21 protein-coding genes and 1 tRNA gene are annotated in these 20,183 nt (G+C 70.6%); 11 read left to right on the forward strand and 11 right to left on the reverse strand.

Annotated elements, in window-relative coordinates:
• Positions 1–6: 6 nt before the first annotated feature.
• The 5 genes from ABD331_RS19820 (at position 7) to serS (ending at position 4,743) form a co-directional block, all read left to right on the forward strand.
• On the forward strand, positions 7–516 hold the full coding sequence (locus ABD331_RS19820) for a hypothetical protein (protein WP_344476779.1): 510 nt from the start codon (positions 7–9) through the stop codon (positions 514–516).
• A gap of 85 nt (positions 517–601) precedes the next feature.
• Entirely contained in the window at positions 602–1,810 is a 1,209-nt protein-coding gene (locus ABD331_RS19825) for a glycosyltransferase 87 family protein (protein WP_344476780.1), read from the forward strand.
• Positions 1,811–1,832: 22 nt separating this feature from the next.
• Entirely contained in the window at positions 1,833–2,252 is a 420-nt protein-coding gene (locus ABD331_RS19830) for a DUF4446 family protein (protein ID WP_344476782.1), read from the forward strand.
• 159 nt (positions 2,253–2,411) lie between these two features.
• Positions 2,412–3,332, forward strand: a complete 921-nt coding sequence (pheA, locus tag ABD331_RS19835) for a prephenate dehydratase (RefSeq protein ID WP_344476784.1) — start codon at positions 2,412–2,414, stop codon at positions 3,330–3,332.
• A 148-nt stretch (positions 3,333–3,480) separates the two neighbouring features.
• Entirely contained in the window at positions 3,481–4,743 is a 1,263-nt protein-coding gene (serS, locus tag ABD331_RS19840; RefSeq protein ID WP_344476786.1) for a serine--tRNA ligase, read from the forward strand.
• A gap of 137 nt (positions 4,744–4,880) precedes the next feature.
• Here serS and ABD331_RS19845 read toward each other — a convergent pair whose 3' ends face one another.
• The gene (locus tag ABD331_RS19845; RefSeq protein ID WP_344476788.1) at positions 4,881–6,254 is read right to left on the reverse strand and encodes a hypothetical protein; all 1,374 of its coding nucleotides are present in this window, start codon (positions 6,252–6,254) and stop codon (positions 4,881–4,883) included.
• Between the two features lie 221 nt (positions 6,255–6,475).
• Positions 6,476–6,679 carry a cold-shock protein gene (locus ABD331_RS19850; protein ID WP_043619750.1) on the reverse strand — a complete coding sequence of 68 codons (204 nt, stop codon included), beginning with the start codon at positions 6,677–6,679 and terminating at the stop codon, positions 6,476–6,478.
• Positions 6,680–6,929: 250 nt separating this feature from the next.
• Between ABD331_RS19850 and ABD331_RS19855 the strand changes: the two genes are divergently transcribed.
• Positions 6,930–7,700 (forward strand): HAD family hydrolase, encoded by a 771-nt coding sequence (locus ABD331_RS19855; protein ID WP_344476800.1) that lies wholly within the window; start codon positions 6,930–6,932, stop codon positions 7,698–7,700.
• A gap of 202 nt (positions 7,701–7,902) precedes the next feature.
• Here ABD331_RS19855 and ABD331_RS19860 read toward each other — a convergent pair whose 3' ends face one another.
• Together ABD331_RS19860 and ABD331_RS19865 are read right to left on the reverse strand one after the other, a co-directional pair.
• On the reverse strand, positions 7,903–8,415 hold the full coding sequence (locus ABD331_RS19860; protein WP_148443656.1) for a bacterial proteasome activator family protein: 513 nt from the start codon (positions 8,413–8,415) through the stop codon (positions 7,903–7,905).
• A 5-nt stretch (positions 8,416–8,420) separates the two neighbouring features.
• Positions 8,421–9,377, reverse strand: coding sequence for an NAD(P)H-quinone oxidoreductase (locus tag ABD331_RS19865; RefSeq protein WP_344476802.1), 957 nt, complete (start codon positions 9,375–9,377; stop codon positions 8,421–8,423).
• Positions 9,378–9,491: 114 nt separating this feature from the next.
• On the opposite strand from ABD331_RS19865, the gene ABD331_RS19870 reads away from it, so the two are divergent.
• Complete coding sequence (locus tag ABD331_RS19870) at positions 9,492–11,813, forward strand: nucleotide-binding protein (protein WP_344476804.1); 2,322 nt, start codon at positions 9,492–9,494, stop codon at positions 11,811–11,813.
• A gap of 108 nt (positions 11,814–11,921) precedes the next feature.
• On the opposite strand, the gene ABD331_RS19875 is transcribed toward ABD331_RS19870, so the two are convergent.
• Positions 11,922–12,011 (reverse strand) — tRNA-Ser (locus ABD331_RS19875).
• A 24-nt stretch (positions 12,012–12,035) separates the two neighbouring features.
• On the opposite strand from ABD331_RS19875, the gene ABD331_RS19880 reads away from it, so the two are divergent.
• A complete protein-coding gene (locus tag ABD331_RS19880; RefSeq protein WP_344476806.1) occupies positions 12,036–12,389 on the forward strand; it encodes an STAS domain-containing protein in 354 nt (117 codons plus the stop codon).
• Here ABD331_RS19880 and ABD331_RS19885 read toward each other — a convergent pair.
• From ABD331_RS19885 to ABD331_RS19910, 6 genes are all read right to left on the reverse strand, one after another.
• The gene (locus tag ABD331_RS19885; protein WP_344476808.1) at positions 12,386–13,228 is read right to left on the reverse strand and encodes an NUDIX hydrolase; all 843 of its coding nucleotides are present in this window, start codon (positions 13,226–13,228) and stop codon (positions 12,386–12,388) included. The two genes, ABD331_RS19880 and ABD331_RS19885, sit on opposite strands and share 4 nt — an antisense overlap.
• 12 nt (positions 13,229–13,240) lie before the next feature.
• Entirely contained in the window at positions 13,241–13,942 is a 702-nt protein-coding gene (locus ABD331_RS19890; RefSeq protein WP_344477214.1) for a M15 family metallopeptidase, read from the reverse strand.
• Between the two features lie 95 nt (positions 13,943–14,037).
• A complete protein-coding gene (locus ABD331_RS19895) occupies positions 14,038–14,478 on the reverse strand; it encodes a universal stress protein (RefSeq protein ID WP_344476810.1) in 441 nt (146 codons plus the stop codon).
• A gap of 49 nt (positions 14,479–14,527) precedes the next feature.
• Positions 14,528–14,764: a hypothetical protein gene (locus tag ABD331_RS19900; RefSeq protein ID WP_344476812.1), complete on the reverse strand. Its 237-nt coding sequence runs from the start codon at positions 14,762–14,764 to the stop codon at positions 14,528–14,530.
• Positions 14,761–15,186, reverse strand: a complete 426-nt coding sequence (locus ABD331_RS19905) for a hypothetical protein (RefSeq protein ID WP_344476814.1) — start codon at positions 15,184–15,186, stop codon at positions 14,761–14,763. Before ABD331_RS19905 ends, ABD331_RS19900 begins: the two co-directional genes overlap by 4 nt.
• A complete protein-coding gene (locus tag ABD331_RS19910) occupies positions 15,183–16,994 on the reverse strand; it encodes an MDR family MFS transporter (protein ID WP_344476816.1) in 1,812 nt (603 codons plus the stop codon). The genes ABD331_RS19905 and ABD331_RS19910 overlap by 4 nt, the downstream gene beginning before the upstream one ends.
• A 97-nt stretch (positions 16,995–17,091) precedes the next feature.
• Between ABD331_RS19910 and ABD331_RS19915 the strand changes: the two genes are divergently transcribed.
• From ABD331_RS19915 to ABD331_RS19925, 3 genes are all read left to right on the forward strand, one after another.
• A complete protein-coding gene (locus tag ABD331_RS19915; RefSeq protein ID WP_344476818.1) occupies positions 17,092–17,652 on the forward strand; it encodes a TetR/AcrR family transcriptional regulator in 561 nt (186 codons plus the stop codon).
• Between the two features lie 139 nt (positions 17,653–17,791).
• The gene (locus tag ABD331_RS19920) at positions 17,792–19,114 is read left to right on the forward strand and encodes a glycoside hydrolase family 6 protein (RefSeq protein WP_344476820.1); all 1,323 of its coding nucleotides are present in this window, start codon (positions 17,792–17,794) and stop codon (positions 19,112–19,114) included.
• Between the two features lie 67 nt (positions 19,115–19,181).
• Positions 19,182–20,177: an LLM class flavin-dependent oxidoreductase gene (locus tag ABD331_RS19925; protein ID WP_344476821.1), complete on the forward strand. Its 996-nt coding sequence runs from the start codon at positions 19,182–19,184 to the stop codon at positions 20,175–20,177.
• Positions 20,178–20,183 lie beyond the last annotated feature (6 nt).

Consider the following 20,183-nt stretch of genomic DNA (forward strand, 5'->3'; position numbering starts at 1 on the left):
CTGGTTGTGGCGACGCTCGGGTTCGTGAGTGCGGCGCTGCTAGCGCTCAGGCTCTGGTGTGCGGCGGTGCCGGTGTTCCTGCCTGCGTGTGTGGCGGTGCTCGCGATCGCGCTCGTGTGTGCGTCAAGGCTCGCGTGTGCGGCGGTGCTGGCGTGTGTGGCGGTGCTCGCGACCGCGGTCGTCTGTGCGTCAACGCTCGTGTGTGCGCTGGCGATCGCGCTAGCGCGTGCGGAGCTGCCGGTGCTCGGGCTCAGGTGCGTGGCGGTGCCGGTGTTCCTGCTCGCGTATGCAGTGGCGCTCGCGATCGCGGTCGCGTGGGCGGCAGGGCTCGTGTGGGCGGCGGTGCTCGTGCTCGTGGACGTGGCTGCGGCGGCGTTTGCGGTTGGGCCCCATCCCGGGGGCGGCGTGGCGGCGGTGCTCAGGGCGGGGGTGGCGATGAGGGGGGTCAGGGTGAGGAAGGCGGTGGTGAGGGCGCGGGTGGCGTGGCGGCCGAGACGGGCCACGTACCGGCCCTGAGGCGGGTACGGCGTGGCGTTCGGCATGTACGGACCCCCAGTGGTCTGCCCCTCGATCAACAACAGCCACGGTAACGTGCCACACCGTGACAAGTGGCGAGGTGCGGGTGATCCGGCGGCAGTGGTGGGCGTGGGCGATCGTGGTGCTCGTCGTCGCGGCGGCCGCGGCGCCTCTGGTGCAGCAGTGGCTGACGAACCCCGACGACCAGCGGCTCGTTGACCTGGACGTTTACCGTACCGGCGGGCAGATGCTGCTCGACGGGCGCCCGGTGTACGACTACTACACGCCCGCCCCGCAACTGCTGCCGTTCACGTACCCGCCGATCGCCGCGATGCTGGCCGTGCTGCTGGCGGCGATGTCGTGGGAGACGGCGCAGTGGGTGTGGACGGCCGGGGTTTTCGTTGCGCTGGCCGTGACCGTGTGGTTCTCCTTCCGGCAGGTGCTGGAGCGGGATTCGCTGCGGAAGTACGCTCCGTGGCTTTTTGCGCTGCTCATGGTGATGTGCACGTACCTGATGCCGATCAGGGACCAGGTACGTTTCGGGCAGGTGGACATCCTGCTGGTCGCCCTGTGCCTGGTCGACTGCATGGCCAGGCGGCCGTGGTGGCCGAGGGGGTTTCTGATCGGGCTGGCGACGGCGGTCAAGCTGACGCCCGGCGTCTTCCTGATCTATCTGCTGATCACGCGGCAGTGGCGGACGTTCTTCATGGCGTCGTTCGCGGCGGCGGTGCTCACGTTGCTGCCGTTCGCGGTGATTCCGCAGGACGCGGTGGACTTCTGGTTCTCGGCGCTGCTCGACCCCGAACGGCTCGGCGCGAACGCGGCCACCACGAACCAGTCGATCCGGGGCATGCTGATCCGGCTGTACCTGCCGCAGGAGTGGATGACCTCGCTGATCTGGCTGGTGATCGTGGCCGTGGTGGGGTGGTTCGGGTTCCGGGGGGCGCGGGACGCGTACCAGAGAGGAGACACACTTACGGCGGTCGCGCTGGTCGGGCTCATGGCGGTGCTGCTGTCGCCTGTCGCGTGGATCCACCACCTGGCGTGGGTGGTCGTGGTGCTCGCGGCGATCGTCGGCGACGGGCGGGACCCCGTCAGGCTGCGGGTGGCCGCCGGGGTGTGGCTGTTCTACGTGGTGCCGGTGCCGTGGTGGGGGGTCTCGCTGATCTCCGCCAAGATTCCCGGGGTCAGTCTGGTGCTGGGGAAGATCGTTCAGAACGGGTTCGGGCTGGGAGCGGTGGTGCTGGTGTGGTTGTTGGTGTCCTGGCTTCCGAAACGCCGACAGATCGCTTGACCGAGCCATTACCCTCTGTGCCGTGCTCGTTACCACATGGGTGATCGTGGGTGTCGTCGCCGGAATCAGTGGCGTAATGATCGGTTGTCTGGCGCTGCGCCAGGCCAAGGCCACGGTGGAGGACTGCCAGCGCCTGCTCTCCCGCCAGATCAGTGAGGGCCGGGGCGATCTCAAGGCCGTCAGGGACGTCGCCGTGTGCCAGTACGACGCGCTCGCCGAGATGACCGGGCGGATGTCGTTCTCGGTGGCGATGATCAACGGGCTGGGGGACGGGATCGTGCTGACGTCCATCAACGGGCGCAGCGAGACCCGCACCTACGTGCGGACGGTGGTGGGCGGCAAGGGGCAGCAGCCGCTGTCGCCGGAGGAGGAAGAGGCGGTGCGGGCGGCGCGGCTCGGGCACGGCCCCGTGGTGGCCTGCCGGGCTCCCGAACTGCTCTGAGCCCGCTCAGCCGCAGGTCGCCGGGTGAAGCAGCCGCAGGTCGCCGGGTGAAGCAGGCACAGGTCGGCCGGTGAGCAGGCGCAGGACGGCGGGTGAGCAGGCGCAGGTCGGCCGGTGAAATGGCCGCGGGTGCTGTCCACCTGCGGATAGCCTGTAAGTATGCCCAGACTCGCCTATCTCGGACCGGAAGGGACCTTCACCGAAGAGGCCCTGCGGCTCCTCGACCCCATCGCCGAGCGGCTGCCCTGCGCCACCGTGAGCGCCGCGCTCAACGCCGCACGCTCCGGCGACGCCGACGGCGCGGTGGTCCCGCTGGAGAACTCCATCGAGGGTGCGATCACCACGACGCTCGACGAGTTCGCCTGGGGCGAGCCGCTGCTGATCAACGCCGAGCTGCTGCTGCCGGTGCAGTTCTCGCTGCTGGCCAGGCCCGACACCGAGATTCCGCACATCAAGCGGGTCTACACGCATCCGGCCGCCATCACGCAGTGCCGTGCCTTCATCGCGCGTGAGCTGCCCGACGCCGTCGTGGTGGCCGCCCCGTCCACGGCCGCCGCCGCACAGGAGGTTTCGCTTCCTGGCTCGCCGTACGACGCCGCGATCGCCGCGCGCATCGCCGGGGAGCACTACGGGCTGGTGGAGCTGGCCACCGACATCGGCGACAGGTCCGACACCGTGACCAGGTTCGTCAAGGTGAGCCGTCCCGGGCCGCCGCCCGAGGCGACCGGCTCCGACCGCACCACGCTGGTGGTCTTCCTGGCCGACGACCACCCGGGCGCTCTGCTGGAGATGCTGACCGAGTTCTCCGTGCGCGGGGTCAACCTGACGCGCATCGAGTCGCGGCCGACGGGTGACGGGATCGGGCGCTACTTCTTCCACTTCGACTTCGAGGGGCACGTCGCCGACGCCCGGGTGGGTGAGGCCATCGCCGGGCTGCACCGGATCTGTGGTGAGGTGCGGTTCCTGGGGAGTTATCCGCGGGCTGACGGGGTGGCGCCGAAGATCAAGCGCGGCACGTCCGATCCGGAGTTCGCGGAGGCGGGCGACTGGCTGGCGCGGATCAGGGCCGGGCAGGTCTGAGCGCGGCTGGCGGGTACGTTCGGGCGGGTGCGTTCGGGCGGGCCGGACGCGCGTCCCGCAAGCCAGGGGCGCTGGGCATGGGCGTCCCGCGAAAACGTACGGGAGAAAGCAGGGGCGCGGCGCGTCCGCGCGCCGGTAGCCTTTCCTTGTGATTGACCTGCGTACCCTTCGTGAGGACCCCGACCGGCTACGGGCGTCGCAGCGTGCCCGCGGTGAGGACGACTCGATCGTCGACACGCTGCTCGACCTCGACGAGCGCCGCCGATCCGCGCTGACCTCGTTCGAGTCTCTGCGCGCTGAGCAGAAGAGCATGGGCAAGTCGGTCTCCAAGGCGCAGGGCGAGGAGAAGGCCGCGCTGCTGCAGCGCGCCAAGGACCTCGCGGGCCAGGTCAAGACCGCCGAGTCGGAGGCCGAGAAGCTGGGCGCCGAGCTGGACGAGGTGCTCCAGACGGTGCCCAACATCGTCGAGGAGGGCGCACCGTCCGGCGGCGAGGACGATTACGTCGTGCTGGAGACGTACGGCGAGCCCCGCACGTTCGACTTCGAGCCGAAAGACCACCTGGAGCTGGGCGAGGCGCTCGGCGCCATCGACATGGAGCGCGGCGCCAAGGTGTCGGGCTCGCGGTTCTTCTTCCTCAGGGGCGTCGGCGCGCGGCTGCAGCTCGGCCTGCTCAACATGGCCATGCAGCAGGCGATCGAGGCAGGGTTCACGCCGATGATCACGCCGGTGCTCGTCAAGCCGGAGACCATGCAGGGCACCGGCTTCCACGTGGCCCACGACAAGGAGATCTACCGGCTCCCCGAGGACGACCTCTACCTGGTCGGCACCTCGGAGGTGTCGCTGGCCGGATACCACGCCCAGGAGATCCTCAGCGCCGACGAGCTGCCGCTGCGTTACGCGGGCTGGTCGTCGTGCTTCCGTCGCGAGGCGGGCTCGTACGGCAAGGACACCAGGGGCATCATCCGCGTCCACCAGTTCGACAAGGTCGAGATGTTCTCGTACGTGCGTCCCGAGGACGCCCACGAGGAGCACCAGCGGCTGCTTGGCTGGGAGAAGGACATGCTGGCCAAGATCGAGGTGCCGTATCGGATCATCGACACGGCGGCGGGCGATCTGGGCATGTCGGCGGCTCGCAAGTTCGACTGCGAGGCGTGGATCCCGACCCAGGGGCGGTACCGCGAGCTGACCTCGACGTCCAACTGCACCGAGTTCCAGGCGCGCAGGCTCGCCGTCCGGTACCGCGACAAGGACGGCAAGCCGCAGCACCTGGCGACGCTGAACGGCACGCTCGCCACGACCCGCTGGATCGTGGCGATCCTGGAGAACCACCAGCAGGCCGACGGCTCCGTGGTGGTTCCTCAGGCGTTGCGTCCGTACGTGGGGCTCGACGTGCTGGAGCCCGTGAAGTGACGTGCTGGGGCCCGTGAAGTAGGGCCCACGACACGCGCGTGGTGCGGTAGGCCCGCATCACGCGCGCTTTGAGATGCGGCGCGCGTGGTGCTGCGGTAAGCCCCGGATCACGCGCGCGCTGTTGAGGTGCGGCCGGATCACGTGCCGGTGGGGCGTGGTTCTTGGTCGCCGGAGTTCGCGCGGCGGGCGTCGCTCCTGATGGCGGCGGCGCTCGCCAGCACGACCAGCCCGGTCAGCAGGGCGGCGAGCGCGACCGCGACCCCGTACGAGTCAGGCGTCCCCTCCGCCCACCACGTGAACGGCAGGTAGACGGCCCCGAAGACGAGCGGCGCGGCCAGCATGCCGATCGCGACGGGGGTGAGCCGCGCCTGGCCGACGCCCGCCAGCACGACGCAGCCCACGGCGCCCGACACGGTCAGGAGCAGGCTCGGGAAGCCGATGGGCACTCCGGCGGCGAAGGCCGCGTCCTGCAAGGTGCCCGAGCCGACCAGGAACAGCGCGCCCAGGCAACCGGTGAGCGCGGAGCAGGTGTAGGCCAGGCCGTAGCGGCGCAGCCCGGCCCCCGCGCCGGCGAACATCATGCAGATGGCGAGGAAGAGCGCCAGCCGCCACTCGGGCTCCAGGTCCACGTCGGGGGCCTCGGCGCCGGGCCAGCCGACGCGCCGCCACGCGCCCGAGGTGTCGCGGATCGCGATGCCGTCCGCGCCGTTCGCCACGACGACGAGGTGCCCGCCCTCCTGCGGCACCACGGCCAGCGACTGCGAGCGCAGCCCGGACGGGGGGTCGTACTGCCTGCTCAGGCGCTTCAGCTCGTCACCGGACGGCGCCCACGCCGGACGCCAGGTGGTGCCGCCGTCGTCCGACTGCTCGACGCCCAGCCGGTCCTTGAACACCTGGTAGCACCTGGTGGCCTGGCCGGGCACGCACTGGGCGCTCTGCCCGCTCTGCCCGCTTCCTTCCCGTCCGCCGCCGGGCCCGCCGGTGGCCTGCGTCCAGGTGCGGCCGCCGTCCTCGGAGGTCACTCTGCCGTCGTGGTTGGTGTGGACGTGGATCCTGCTCCCCTCCACCTCGACGATCTCGGCCGACAGCGGCGGGGGCGCGGCGCTGGTGGCGGTGACGGCGAGCACGGCCAGGGGCATCGTCACGAGGATCCGCCAGCGGGCCGAGGAGGGCCGGGCGAGGGTGCGCCGGCGTACCCACCACGCCAGGGCGAGCGCGGGCAGGGCCAGCAGGTCCGTGGGATCCGCCAGGACGCGCGACGGGCCCGCCACGAGGGTCCAGACATAGGACGCGGCCTCCGCGCCCGTCTCCGTCGTTTTCACGACCGTGAAGAGCACACCGGTGAGTACGGTCGCCGTCAGATCGGCCCGCCGCCAGAACAGCAGGGCGAGCAGCGCGGGCGCGACCACCAGCCCGGCGACGTCGCTGAGCTTGCCCGTGACGAACCCGGGCCAGGACTGTTTCAGGAGGTGGTCGTTGACCAAAAGCACGATGACCCCGGCAACGGTCACGGGGTGACACAACCACGCGTACCTCATACTCGAGTCGATGGCTGGGCGTGGCGGCCGGTTCAACAGGTGTGTGAGTCGAGTCACAGCCGTGACCGATCCGTCACCGGCTCCGTGATCTTTCTCACTTCCGGATGTCCGGGACCGCCGTTACGGACGGCCCCGGACAAGCAAAAGACCGGAGCCCGCTGGAAGCGAACCCCGGTCTATCTCGCTACTACAGGTCAGATGGCTCGGACCTGAGAGGCCTGCGGCCCCTTCTGGCCCTGCGTGATCTCGAACTCGACCCGCTGGCCGTCTTCAAGGCTGCGGTAGCCGTTGCCGACGATCTCGGAGAAGTGAACGAACACGTCCGGCGCACCGCCGTCCGGGGCGATGAAGCCGAAGCCCTTCTCGGCGTTGAACCACTTGACGGTTCCCTGAGCCATAAAAGCTCTCCCTCAGGATGTGAATCTATGGGACCCACACCTCGTGGGTCCCGGTGTGTCGTACAGCAAGCACCCGGGGTGGCTCAGACAAAGTCATGCTGGTTTTCACTACGGGATCAGCTAATACAACGCCATCACATCTAACACCATTCTGGAGCGTTGGTGTTCCCGTCCTCAGGAAGATTTCTGTCAGGCGGCATCACCGGGCAAACTGGAACCTGTTATGCAGAGTCTTCCCGCGCCGCGTCTAGTGGCCACCGACCTCGACGGAACCGCCCTGCGCACCGACGGAACCGTGTCTCCCCGGACGGTCGCCGCCTTCAGCAAGGTCGAGGAATCAGGGGCTGTGCTGGCGTTCGTCACGGGGCGTCCGCCCCGGTGGATGGGCGGGGTGGCCGCCGCCGTACGCCACCGTGGCCTGGCCATCTGCGCGAACGGAGCCCTGATCTACGATCTCCATACCGAACGGATAGTGGAATCTCACCTCATCGCCGTGGAGGTACTCGAGGAAGTCGTCGCTCAGCTAAGAGCGAACGTGTCCGAACTCGTATTTTCGGTCGAGTATGAAGCCGGTTTTGCGCATGAGTCCGATTTCCTGCTGGGCGGCTTGGACCGCCGGCTGGGGGCGGTCAGGGTCGACTCGGTGACCGCCAAGCCGTGCGCCAAGCTGCTCGCCCTGCACCCGGCCATGGGCGCGGACGAGCTCCAGCCGGTCGTGGACGAGTTGGTGGGGCATCTGGTGACGGCCACCCACTCCAGCCGCCGGGGGCTGATCGAGATGAGCGCCCAGGGAGTGACCAAGGCCAGCGCGCTGGCGGCGTTCGCGGCTGAGCACGGGATCAAGGACACGCAGACCGTGGCCTTCGGTGACATGCCTAACGACCTGCCCATGTTGAGCTGGGCAGGGACGTCTTACGCGGTGGCCAACGCGCATCCCGACGTGCTGGCGGCGGTCGATCACGTGACGGCTGCCAACGACGATGACGGGGTGGCACGGGTGATCGAGAAGCTCTACCGGTAACCGGGCGCCGTGCCGCGCTGTGGCGGGGTGCTGCGCCACGCGGCCGGCGCCTCCGGCTGGGCCGCGCAGAAGGGCCGTGGCGGGCCGGACGCAGCCGTGCGTGCACCGGGCCGGGCGCTGGCCGTGCTTGGCCGTGCCGAAGCGGCGGGCCGTGCCGGAGTGAGGCCGTGCCCGCCCGGGAAACGGTGGGGCGGCGGGCCGCCTACAGGTACGGGCCGGAGCCGCCGTGCGGGCGCGGGCCCTCGTCGCCAGGGACGCCGGGCAGGGCCCTGCGCATCTGCTCCAGCTGGGCCCGAGCCGCCATCTGCTGAGCGAACAGCGTGGTCTGGATGCCGTGGAACAACCCTTCGAGCCACCCCACGAGCTGGGCGTGCGCGATGCGCAGCTCCGCCTCGCTCGGCGGCGTGCCGTTGTCGTCGGTGAACGGGAGCGAGAGCCGCTCCAGCTCGTCGACGAGCTCCGGCGCCAGCCCGTCCTCGAGCTCCTTGATGGAGGACTCGTGGATCTCCTTCAGCCGCTTGCGGCTGGCCTCGTCGAGAGGGGCCGCGCGCACCTCTTCGAGGAGCTGGCGGATCATGCTGCCGATGCGCATCACCTTGGCGGGCTGCTCGACCAGGTTGGTGACCGAGCGATCTTCTTCGCCGCTATCGCCCTGACCTTGGAAGTCGGGGCCCACCACCACGATGTGGGGGGTGTTGTTGTCCTCAGCATTCATAACACTCACCGTACTAGCAGGATCTTGCCGACGTGCTCTCCCGAATCCAACATTCGGTGAGCTTGTGCCGCCTCGGACATGGGGACCTCCGCGTACACGACGGGACGTACCGCACCCGCCGCGACCAGGGGCCATACGTTGTCGACGACGCTGCGCACGATGACGCCCTTCTCGTCGACAGGACGGGCGCGCAGCGTGGTGGCGTGGACCGACAGGCGCTTGGAGAGCATGGCGCCCAGGTCGATCTCGCCCTTGCGGCCGCCCTGCAGCCCGATGATCACCAGCCGGCCGCCGGTGCGCAGGGCCTGGACGTTGCCCGCGAGGTACTTCGCGCCCATGATGTCGAGGATGACGTCGGCGCGTACCTTGTCGGCGAAGTCCTCCTCGCGGTAGTTGATGACCTCGTCCGCGCCCAGCTCCCTGACGCGCTCGGCCTTCTCCGCCGAGCCGACGGTGGCCACGACGTGCGAGCCGAGCGCCTTGGCGAGCTGCACCGCGAACGTGCCGATGCCGCTGGCGCCGCCGTGCACGAGCAGCGTCTCGCCCCTGCGCAGCCGTCCGACCATGAACACGTTGGACCAGACCGTGCAGGCCGCCTCGGGCAGCCCGGCGGCCTCGCGCAGCGCCACCTTGTCGGGCACGGGCATGACCTGCTGCCATGGCACGGCTACGCGCTCGGCGTAACCGCCGCCGCCGAGCAGCGCGCACACCTCGTCCCCCGGCTTGAACTGCTCGACGTCCGCCCCGACCTCGGCCACCACACCCGAGACCTCCAGCCCCGGGTACGGCGAGGAGCCCGGCGGCGGGTCGTAGAAGCCCTGGCGTTGCAGGACGTCCGCTCGGTTGACCGCCGAGGCGGTCACGTCGATGAGCACGTCCCCGCGCTCGACGGGTGGGTCCGGCACCTCGCGCCACTCCAGAACCTCAGGTCCGCCCGGTGCGACGATCTCAATGGCTCGCATGTGAACCACGGTAGCCGGGCAAAGAAGTTGTGGGTTGCCGGGCTGCGCGGTCAGCCATGGCGTTAATCTGCAAGGTATTTGCTGCCCCTTTAGACCCACCCGAGGGGGAACACGGTGGCAAGACACGATCGAGAGGAATCTCTCGAGGAACAGCTGGCCTGGCTGGATGCGATCAAGGAGACGGAGGAGGCCCCCGTCCCTGTCACCGCCTCGGCCGCTGCCGCCGACGAGCAGATCGCCTCGCCGTACCCCAAGGACCCGTGGTCGCTGGTTCCCCAGCACCACGACACCCCGACGCCGCCGCTGTTCCGCGCGGCCGTCGACTCCGTGTACGGCGCCGAGGCGGCCGAGGAGGTGCCCGAGCGGGAGAGCGAGGCCGGCGAGTGGCTCGGCAGGGCCACCGTCACGGAGGAGCCCGCGGCGCCCGCCGACGACCCCTTCCACACGCCGCTGAAGCCGCTGCCGCGGCCCGACGACACCGACGCCTACCCGTCGCTGTCGTTCACGCCGCCCGAGCAGGCGGCCGTCGAGCCTGAGCGGCCCGAGGAGACGACGTGGCCGCCCTCCGGCGAGGAGACGGCCTGGGTGACGCCTCCCGACTGGCCCCGTCCGGCGACCGAGGAGGCCGGTTCCGGCGCCGCGCAGGAGACCACGGCCGACGAGCCGGTACGCGCGGAGCAGCCGGTCCGTGCGGACGGGTCGGCCCGTGCGGAGCAGCCGGTCCGTGCGGACGACGGGCCGGTCCGCGCGGAGGAGCTGGTCCGTGGGGAGCAGTCGGTTCGTGCGGAGCAGCCGGTACGTGCCGGGGAGGAGCCCGCCGCGCCGGCCGAGGAGAAGGTCGCGTGGGCGGACACCCAGCCGGGCAACGAGCGCCCGTCCTGGGAGGAGCCGTCCGCCCCGGCCAAGGAGGAGCCCGCCACCGCGGACTCCACGCAGGCGGTGGCGCGCGCCGATCTGCCGCAGTGGGCCCAGTCGTCGGAGACGATGCCGAGGAGCGACCGCCCGCATTGGAACGAGCCCGAGGCCCGCGGCGGCCAGGAGCATCGGCTCACGTGGTCGGAGCAGCAGGACCGTTCCCACGGGACCGACCGCCCGTCCGACCGCCAGGAGTGGACGGGCGAGCGCTCCGAGTGGACGGGTGACCGTCCTGAGTGGACCGAGGGCCGCCCGACCGGCGACCGTCCCGAATGGACTGAAGGACGCCCGACCGGCGACCGTCCCGAGTGGACCGAGGAGCGTCCGTCCTGGACGGAGCAGCCTGAGGACCGCCCGCAGTGGACCGAACAGGCCGAGGACCGCCACCAGCACCCCCAGCCCTCCGACGAGCGCCGCCGCCGGCCCCAGCACTCCGGCGAGCACCGCCAGGACCCCGAGCAGCGCACGCAGTGGACCGAGCAGCCCGAGTGGCGTCCCGCGGAACGCGAGATCCCGCCCGCGCCGCGCCGCCGCCCCGCTCCGACCCCGGTCTTCACCGCCCCGCCCAGGCCGCCGGTCACGGGCCGCCCGACCGCCGAGAGCCTCGACCCGGAGTCCCTGCTACGCGGACGGCGTAACGCCCCCTCCAAGGGCTGGCGCCGCCTGGTGTACCGGGCGTCCGGAGGCTGGATCAAGCCCGGCGAGCCGCCCGAGGTGCGCCGCCAGCGCGAGCTGGTCACCAGGGCCCGCACCCCGGTCACGGCCGGCCACCACCGCGTGGCCGTGCTGAGCCTGAAGGGCGGCGTGGGCAAGACCACGACCACGGTCGGCCTCGGCGCCACGCTGGCCCAGATGCGCGGCGACCGGGTCATCGCGGTGGACGCCAACCCCGACAGGGGCACGCTGTCCGACAAGCTTGTCCTGGAGACCTCGGCCACGGTGCGCGACCTGCTCAACGAGCGTGACCAGGTCAAGCGGTACGTCGACATCAGGGCGTTCACCTCGCAGGCGCCGTCGCGGCTGGAGGTGCTGGCCTCCGACCGCGACCCGTCGGTCTCGGAGGCGTTCAGCGGCGGCGACTACCAGGCCGTCTCGCAGGTGCTGGAGAACTTCTACTCCATCTGCATCACCGACTGCGGCACGGGCCTGCTGCACTCCGCGATGGGCGGCGTGCTCGGGCTGGCCGACCAGATCGTGCTGGTCAGCTCCCCGTCCGTGGACGGCGCCAGGGCCGCGTCCGCGACGCTCGACTGGCTGGAGGCGCACCACTACGCCGACCTGGTCAAGAACGCGACCGTGGTGCTGTGCAGCGTCAGGCCTCGCTCGAAGTCCGCGGTGGACATCAAGAAGCTGGAGGCCCACTTCGCGGCCAGGTGCCGGGCGGTGATCCGGGTGCCGTACGACCCGCATCTGGAGGAGGGCGCGGAGATCGACCTCGACCGGCTCCAGGAGCCGACGCGGGACGCGTACCTGCAGCTCGCCGCCTGCGTGGGCGACGGCTTCGCGGGGGTCAGGGAGTGAACGGGCGCGCTGCCGGTGCCGTCGCGCGCCGGCGGCGGCCCGCCGGGCGCGGGGTTGCCGGAACGCCGGCCTGATGACGCCGCCGTAGGTTGGGAGCCCAGGAATTTCTGGCGGAGGGTGTGGGATTCGAACCCACGAGGCCATCGCTGACCTGGCCGCTTTCAAGGCGGCTGCACTCGTCCACTATGCGAACCCTCCTGTGCGGAAACCACGATAGCGGCTGTGGTGACAGGGGTGTACGTTCAGGAGGTGGCGGATCTCAACGTCGAGGTGCAGCGCGGCGGCTGCGACGCGCTCGTGCGCCTCACCGGCGACCTCGACAAGCTCACGGCGCCACTGTTGAAGGACGCTCTGGTGCAACTGTTCACCGAGGGCCGGGTGCAGATCGTCATCGACGCGGGAGAGCTGGAGTTCTGCGACTCCAGCGGCCTGTGGGTGCTGGTGGAGCATCAGCGCAGGGTCGCCGCGCACGCCGGCTCCTTAGGCATCGTGGGCGTTCACGGGGTGCTCCAGCGGGTGCTGGACGTGACGGGGCTCAAGGCCGCCTTCGACCGGGTCGTGCCGGCCGAGATCTAGCGGAGCTGCGACAGCAGCCACCTGGGGCCCGCGGTCTCGGCGCCCAGCCGGACGACCCGCTCCTTCAGCGCCCTGTCGGCGGTGACCACGAGCACCCGCTCCCACGGCTTGACCTGGCGGACGACGTCCACGATCGCGTCGTCGCCGCTGCCGGTGGCCGCGACCACCTGGATGCCCTCCACGGCGGGCGCGCTCCTGGCGGCGCCCTCCACGACCGCCACGATCCGCGGATACCACTGCGCCAGCACGGGATGCGTCAGCCGCACCCCCGCCACGTCGCGCAGCAGCCGCGTGGCCGCCCCGAGGCGGTCGTTCCACCAGCCGCGCTCGGCCCGCGCGCCGACGATGTTGGCCACGTCCAGCACGACCGTCTCCGGCCTGATCGCGCCCTGGATCTCGCTCCAGGTCGCCGCGAAGCCCGGGTGCAGCCTGCGCGAGGTGATCTCGGGCAGCGCCAGCCAGCGCAGCTCGGTGCTCTCGCGGTTGGCGGGCGCCGCGGCCAGCAGCTCGGCCGACTCGGCGATCACCGTCTCGAACGTCCACCCGCCGTGGTCGTCGAGGTAGACGCCCTGCACGCGCAGGCCGTCACCGGCCAGCGCGGCCTCCTCGTGGGCCTCGCGCAGCGCGCTGGCGACGGCGTCCTCGTGGCTGTCGCGGGCTCCGCCGGGCAGCCCCCAGGTGCCGCCGTGGTGGCTCCACCAGGAACGCTTCTGCATGAGCACGTACGGCACACCGGCCTCGTCATGATGGACGACGAGCAGTCCGGAGGCGCCGTGCACCCCCCAGTGCCGGTGGCCTTGACCGCATTCGGTCCACCCGTCGCCGTCCTTAGCCGCCATGGGGCAATTCTCTCAGCCTCCGCCCTTGGAGAAATGCTGGTAGTCCTTGGCCCCCGACCAGTAGCCGCCCCACTCCCAGCCCACCTTGGCGAAGGCCTTGACGACCTTGTCACCAGGATTGATAACACCTTTACCGTTCATTGGACGTTCGGTGAACTTCTTGGCGTTTTGGTGTGCGGTGCTGCCACTTGCGGTGACATATGGGTTCTCGCGGGGATTGATGTCTATTGCCTCCCCGTACGCGTGATTCGACCAGTTGCTCGACCCCGTCGCCTGGCGGCAGTTGAAGGCCGAGGTGTTGTTGGCCTCGATGGAGTCGAAGTCGTCCGCCTTGAAGGCGTCCACCAGCTTCATCTGCTTGATCGGCCAGCGCCAGTCGTACAGCTTCTTGAACACCGTCTCGATGTCGTCGGTGACCGTCTCGCGCACCACCAGCTCGCCGGTGTGCGGCTTGTCGTCGAAGCCCCAGTACGTCAGCGTCACCAGCCGCAGGTCCCGGTAGTGCACCGGGCAGCCGGGGCGCCAGGAGTAGGGAAGCTGCTCGCGGGTGACCTGCGAGACCTTCGAGCTGAAGGCGGGCGGCCCGGTGGAAGAGGGCGTCGCCGGTGCGGGCGTGGGCGATTCTGTGAGCACTTCCTGGTCCGGAGCGGACGTCGCGGGCGCGGGCGCGGCGGACGGCTCTCCCGCGCCGCACGAAACGGCTCCGAGCACCACGAGCGCCAAGGCTGCAGCACGTCTCATCTGGCCACCATATGCGACGTCCGGCCAGGTCAGAGGGCTATTGGCGGACGCGTCGCGCGTACGGAGAATCAGGGCACGATCAGCACCGTGCGGTGCGAGCGTCTGGCCAGGTGGGCCGCCACCGACCCGCGCCAGGGCGAGCGGGAGCGGCCGACCACGATGCCGTCGGCCATGTGCGAGTCGGCGAGCGTCTCCAGCGCCCTGGCCGGGTCGCCGCGCAGGCTGACGAACTGCCACGGCACCCCGGCGCCGCGCAGCTCGTCGTGCAGCTCCCCGGCCAGGTCCGACGCCGAGTCGGGGATGATCGGCGACCCGGCGAAGAACCAGAGCGAGGCGCTGTTCAGCGACTCCACGAACGCGACGAGCAGCGCGGCGTTGTCGCGCCTGGCGAGCCCGGCCGCGTACGCGAGCGCGTTGCGGCTCGGGCCGGATCCGTCGAACCCGACGACGAGCAGGCCGGCGCCGTCCTTGCCGATCTCGAACTGCCCTGCGGGGAGCCGGCCTGCCACAGGCTCCCACCGCGGGTCGGTGCCACTGCCGGACACGGCATGACTCGCGTCAGGAGTCGGCGTGCTTGCCGCGGCGGGCCAGGTCGCGCAGGGCGTCGGCCGCGTAGATCACGAGGGCGGCGAACGAGAGCGCGGCGAGGCCCCCGCCGACCCACAGATCGTTGACCGTCGCGTCCAGGTACTCCTCGCCCCGGGGCTGGTAGCCGACCGCGAACGGGGCCGCCACCAGCCAGAGGCCGGCGAGGAACAGCACGATCAGGGCGCCCACGCCCAGTTTGGCCTTCATCGGTTCTCCTCCACTCCCACCAGGGAAGCCTTGCCGTTCTGCCGGTGCTCGCCGGCGCGCGGGGTCGGGTGCAGGTCCTCACGCAGCGCCTCGACGAGCGGCGCGAGCAGGCTGGCCAGCTCGGCGGACGAGGCCTGCGGCGCGGCGGCCACCGGGACGGGCTCGGGCTCCGGCTCGGGGCGCTGCTTCGGCGCGATGAGGCCGCGCACGACCAGCTCCTCCTGGATGGCCAGCACGAAGGCGATCGCGCCGACGAGCCCCACGACGGCCACCCCGAGGCCGGCGAAGAACTCGGACTGGGTGGCGTTCGTCCAGTCGGCGTCCTCGGGCTGGGTGCCGAGGGCGAAGGGGGCGATCATCAGCCACAGCCCGGCCAGCACGGCCAGGGCCGCCGCGACGGCGCCCACGAACTTGCGAATCATTGCGAGATTCCTCCTGTGACGAGGTCTTTCTGTGGGGGCGTGGCCTGCGAGATCAGAGCGCGCGAGGTGGGCCGCAGCACGTTCTGCACGACCGATCTCGCCCGCTCGCGCTCTGAGCGGTCGTCAGGCGGCGCCATCTTGGCGACGGCGGTCAGGAGCGCGGAACGTTCGCCGTTCACGCGCTCGATCCGCTGCGCGATCAGCTCCAGCAGCAGCCCTGCCAGGACGAGGTCGTCCTTGCTGAGCGGCTTGGCCTCGGGAGCCGCCGGCACGCTCGCCCCGCGCAGCGGCAGCTCCTTGAGGAAGAGCGTGGCCAGGAAGCCGAGCAGCGCGATGGGCACGCCCACCAGGAACACGGTCTCCAGTCCCCGGGTGAACGCCTCCAGCACGATGTTCTTGATCGGCGTGGGCAGCATCTGGATGGCGCTGGGGCTGCCGAGCTTGACCTCGCCGCCGCCGGCCATGTTGATGCCCGCGGCCTTCACCATCTCGGCGATCTCGTCCTTGAGCCGGCTGGTCAGGATGGCGCCGAACGCGGCCACGCCGACCGCGCCGCCCAGCGACCTGAAGAACGACACGCCGGACGTGGTCGAGGCCATGTCACGCAGCTCGGAGCCGTTCTGCGCGGCCAGGATGAGCATCTGCATGGACAGGCCGAGCCCGATGCCCAGCACCGCCACGTCGAAGCCGATGAGCCACTCGCTGGAGTCCACGTGCAGCCGGGACAGCAGGAACAGGCCGATGGCCACGATGAGCAGGCCCGCGACCGGGAAGATCTTCCACTTGCCGGTCTGGGTGACGATCTTGCCGGAGATCACGCCGGCCAGGAACAGCGCCACCACCATGGGCAGCGTCATCAGACCCGAGGCGGTCGGGCTGAGCCCCTTGACGATCTGCAGGTACTGCGGCAGGTAGATCATCGCGCCGAACATCGCCATGCCGACGAACAGGGAGGCGAGGCTGGTCAGCACGAAGGTGGGGTTGCGGAACAGGCGCGGCGGCAGGATGGGGTTGCGCGCGGTCCGCTCCGACAGCACCGCCAGGGCCAGCGAGAGCAGGGCGACCGCGCCCAGGAAGTAGGTCCAGCCGGAGTTCCACTCGAACTCGTTGCCGCCCAGCGTCAGCAGCAGCATCAGCGAGCTGGCGCTGGCCGTGATCGTCGTGGCGCCCCAGATGTCGATCGAGGTGCTGCGCCTGACCTTCGGCAGCTTCAGCACCTTCTGGATCACGATGAAGGCCACCAGCGCGAACGGCACCACCACGTAGAAGCACCAGCGCCAGCCGAGCCAGTCGGCGTCCACGATGAAGCCGCCCAGCAGCGGGCCCGCGACCGTGGAGATGCCGAAGACGGCTCCCATGTAGCCGGAGTAGCGGCCACGCTCGCGGGGGGAGACGATGTCTCCCAGGATCACCTGGGCCAGTGCCGACAAACCGCCCACACCCAGGCCCTGCACGGCACGCGCCGCGATGAGCTGCCCCATGTCCTGCGACAGGCCCGCCACGAGCGACGCCGCGACGAACAGCCCCAGAGCCGTCTGGAAGAGCAGCTTGCGCCCGAACAGGTCGGACAGCTTGCCCCACAGCGGTGTGGAGACCGTCATCGTCAGCATGGTCGCGCTCGCGACCCATGAGTACTGGTCCTGACCGCCTAGCTCCCCCACGATCGTCGGCAGCGCGGTGCCCACCACGGAAGTCGAGATCATCGACGTGAGCATCGCGAGCATGAGCCCGGACATGACCTCGAGGATCTCGCGGTGGGTGTAGGTCCGCTGCTTCGTGGGGGACGCGGCCTGCGCCTGGGCTACCAAGACACAACATCCCCTTCTTACAGTTTTATCCGACTTGAGTATACGCATGTTTACTAGCCGCGCGGTAAGTGGGGTGTGCGTTCAGTAGAGTGCGGGCATGAACCCCCAGGTGACTGAGGCCAGGCCGCGCGACCGTGAGGCCACCCGGGAGCGCATCCTGCAAGCGGCCCGCACCCTGTTCGGCGAGCAGGGCTATGAGCAGGTGACCGTCCGCATGATCGCCGCCGCCGCGGAGGCCAACATCGCCCTGGTGGGCCGCTACTTCGGGTCGAAGGCCGGCCTGTTCGCCGCGGTGCTCCAGGGTGAGCCGACCTTCGGCGAGCTGTTCACGGGCCGTCCGGAGGAGCTGCCCAGGCGGCTGGCGGAGTACGCCGCCCAGCGCATGCAGCATCCCCCCGAGAGCCCGATCCTGCGCACCCTCGAACGATCGGCCTACCATCCGGAGGTTCGGGCGGCGGCCAGGGAGCGCCTGCTCACGGCGGTGCTCGGCCCGCTGGAGGCCATCCTGACCGGCCCCGACGCGCACGGGCGCGCCCGCATGGCCGTGTCGGTCGTGCTGGGCATCGGTGCGATGCGCCGCCGCGTCGGCCCCGAGGAGCCCACCTCCGCCGACGTGGACCGGCTGACCGCCGTGTTCGAGGCGTGCCTGGCCGGTTGAAAGTTTCACCGCTCATCAGGGCGCTGACCTGCGGGAGCGGTGTGGGAAGCGATCCGATGTCTTTGTCGGGCCCCGGAGGGCTACCTAGCATCCGGGGTGCCCGTGGGAGCGCTCCCACCCGACGGACGGAGTTATCCACATGTCTCGCAGAAGGCCCATGTTGGCGGTGCTCGTCACAGCGGCCGCCATGGCCGCGGCCGGCGCGGTCGTCCTGGTCACCCCCAGCGCGCAGGCCGCCGACTCCGCTTTCTACGTGGATCCGCAGACCAACGCCGCCAAGTGGGTGGCCGCCAACCCGAACGACAGCCGCACCCCGGTGATCAGGGACCGCGTCGCCGCAGTGCCGCAGGGCCGCTGGTTCGCCACGTACAACCCCTCGACCGTGCGCGGCCAGGTGGACGCCTACGTCGGCGCCGCCGCCGCGGCGGGCAAGATTCCGATCATGGCCGTGTACGCGATGCCGAACCGCGACTGCGGCGGCCCCAGCGCGGGCGGCGCCCCCGACCACACGGCCTACCGGGCCTGGATCGACGAGATCGCGGCGGGCCTGGCGGGCCGGCCCGCCTCCATCGTCCTCGAACCCGACGCCCTGGCCATCATGACGAACTGCATGAACGCCTCGGAGCAGGCCCAGGTGAAGGCCTCCATGGCCTACGCGGGCAAGAAGTTCAAGCAGGCGTCCTCACAGGCCAAGGTGTACTTCGACATCGGCCACGACGGCTGGCTGTCCGCCTCGGAGGCCGCCTCCAGGCTGGTCGGCGCGGACGTGGCCAACAGCGCCGACGGCCTGGCGGTCAACACCTCCAACTACCGCGCCACGCCCGGCCTGGTGTCGTACGCGAAGAGCATCATCGCGGCGACCGGCGTGTCCAGGCTGAAGGCGGTCATCGACACCAGCCGCAACGGCAACGGCCCGGCCGGCAGCGAGTGGTGCGACCCGTCGGGCCGCGCCACCGGCATCTGGAGCACCACGCAGACGGGCGACTCCGCCATCGACGCCTACCTGTGGGTCAAGCCTCCGGGCGAGGCCGACGGCTGCATCGCCGGCGCCGGGCAGTTCGTGCCGCAGCGCGCGTACGACCTGGCCGTCGCGGCGGGCGGCACCTCCACGCCCACGGTCACCCCGACGGTCACCCCGACCGTGACGCCCACGACGGGGCCGGGTGGGTGCAGCGCCACGTACAAGGTGGCGAGCCAGTGGTCGGGTGGCTACCAGGGCGAGGTCACCGTGAAGAACACCGGCTCGTCGCAGACGAGCGGCTGGCGTGTCGCCTGGACGCTGCCGGGCGGCCAGACCATCTCGCAGCTCTGGAACGGCACCCTGTCCGGCACGAGCGGCGCCGTCAGCGTCACCAACCTCAACTGGAACGGCACGCTGGCAGCCGGAGCGAGCACCACGTTCGGCTTCCTCGTCAACGGGCAGTCCGGCACCCCCGCCACGGTGACCTGTACCGCCTCATGAAATAACGCGCCTTTCGCGGCTGTTGTCCACTGCCAGGTCGAACCGCATCTGCGAAAGGCGCGTACCCATGGCTCTGCCGCTGTCCATCCTTGATCTGGCGCACATCGGCGAGGGCGAGACCGCGGCGGACAGTTTCGCCGCCAGCGTCGCCCTCGCCCAGCGAGCCGAGGAGCTGGGCTACCGGCGCGTCTGGTACGCCGAGCACCACAACATGGACAGCATCGCCTCCTCGGCCACGAGCGTGCTCATCGCCCACATCGCCGCCCACACCCGGACGATCCGCCTGGGAGCGGGCGGCGTCATGCTGCCCAACCACTCCCCGCTGACCATCGCCGAGCAGTTCGGCACGCTGGAGACGCTGCACCCGGGGCGCATCGACCTCGGGCTCGGCCGGGCGCCCGGCAGCGACCAGAACACCATGCGGGCGCTGCGCCGAACCCCCGCCGCCGCCGACACCTTCCCGCAGGACGTGCTGGAGCTCCAGGGCTACCTGACCGGCCAGACCCGCATCCCCGGCGTGCACGCGACGCCCGGCAAGGGCACGGACGTGCCGCTCTACATCCTCGGCTCCTCCCTGTTCGGCGCCCAGCTCGCCGCCATGCTCGGCCTGCCGTACGCGTTCGCCTCCCACTTCGCGCCCACCGCGCTGGAGGAGGCCGTCGCGGTCTACCGGCAGGAGTTCAAGCCGTCGGAGCAGCTCGCCGAGCCGTACGTGATCGCCGCGCTGAACGTGATCGCGGCCGAGACCACCGAGGAGGCCGAGGAGCAGTTCCTGGCCTCCAAGCGGCTCAGGGTGAGCAGGTTCCTCGGGCGGGGGCGCACGTTCACCACCGAGGAGGCCGACATGATCCTCGACTCTCCCGCCGGGCAGCAGCTCGTGCAGATGGCCAAGTACTCGGCCGTCGGGAACCCCGCCGAGGTGAAGGCGTACGTGGAGCGGTTCGCCGAGCACGCCGGGGCCGACGAGCTGATCGTGGCGTTCGCGGCGCCCGACAGGAAGGCCTGGATGCGCTCGGCCGAACTGCTCGCCGACGTGCTGATCAGCGAGCAGCCACCGTCCTGATCGGCG

This window comes from Nonomuraea monospora, from assembly GCF_039531895.1.
Taxonomy (GTDB): Bacteria; Actinomycetota; Actinomycetes; order Streptosporangiales; family Streptosporangiaceae; genus Nonomuraea; species Nonomuraea monospora.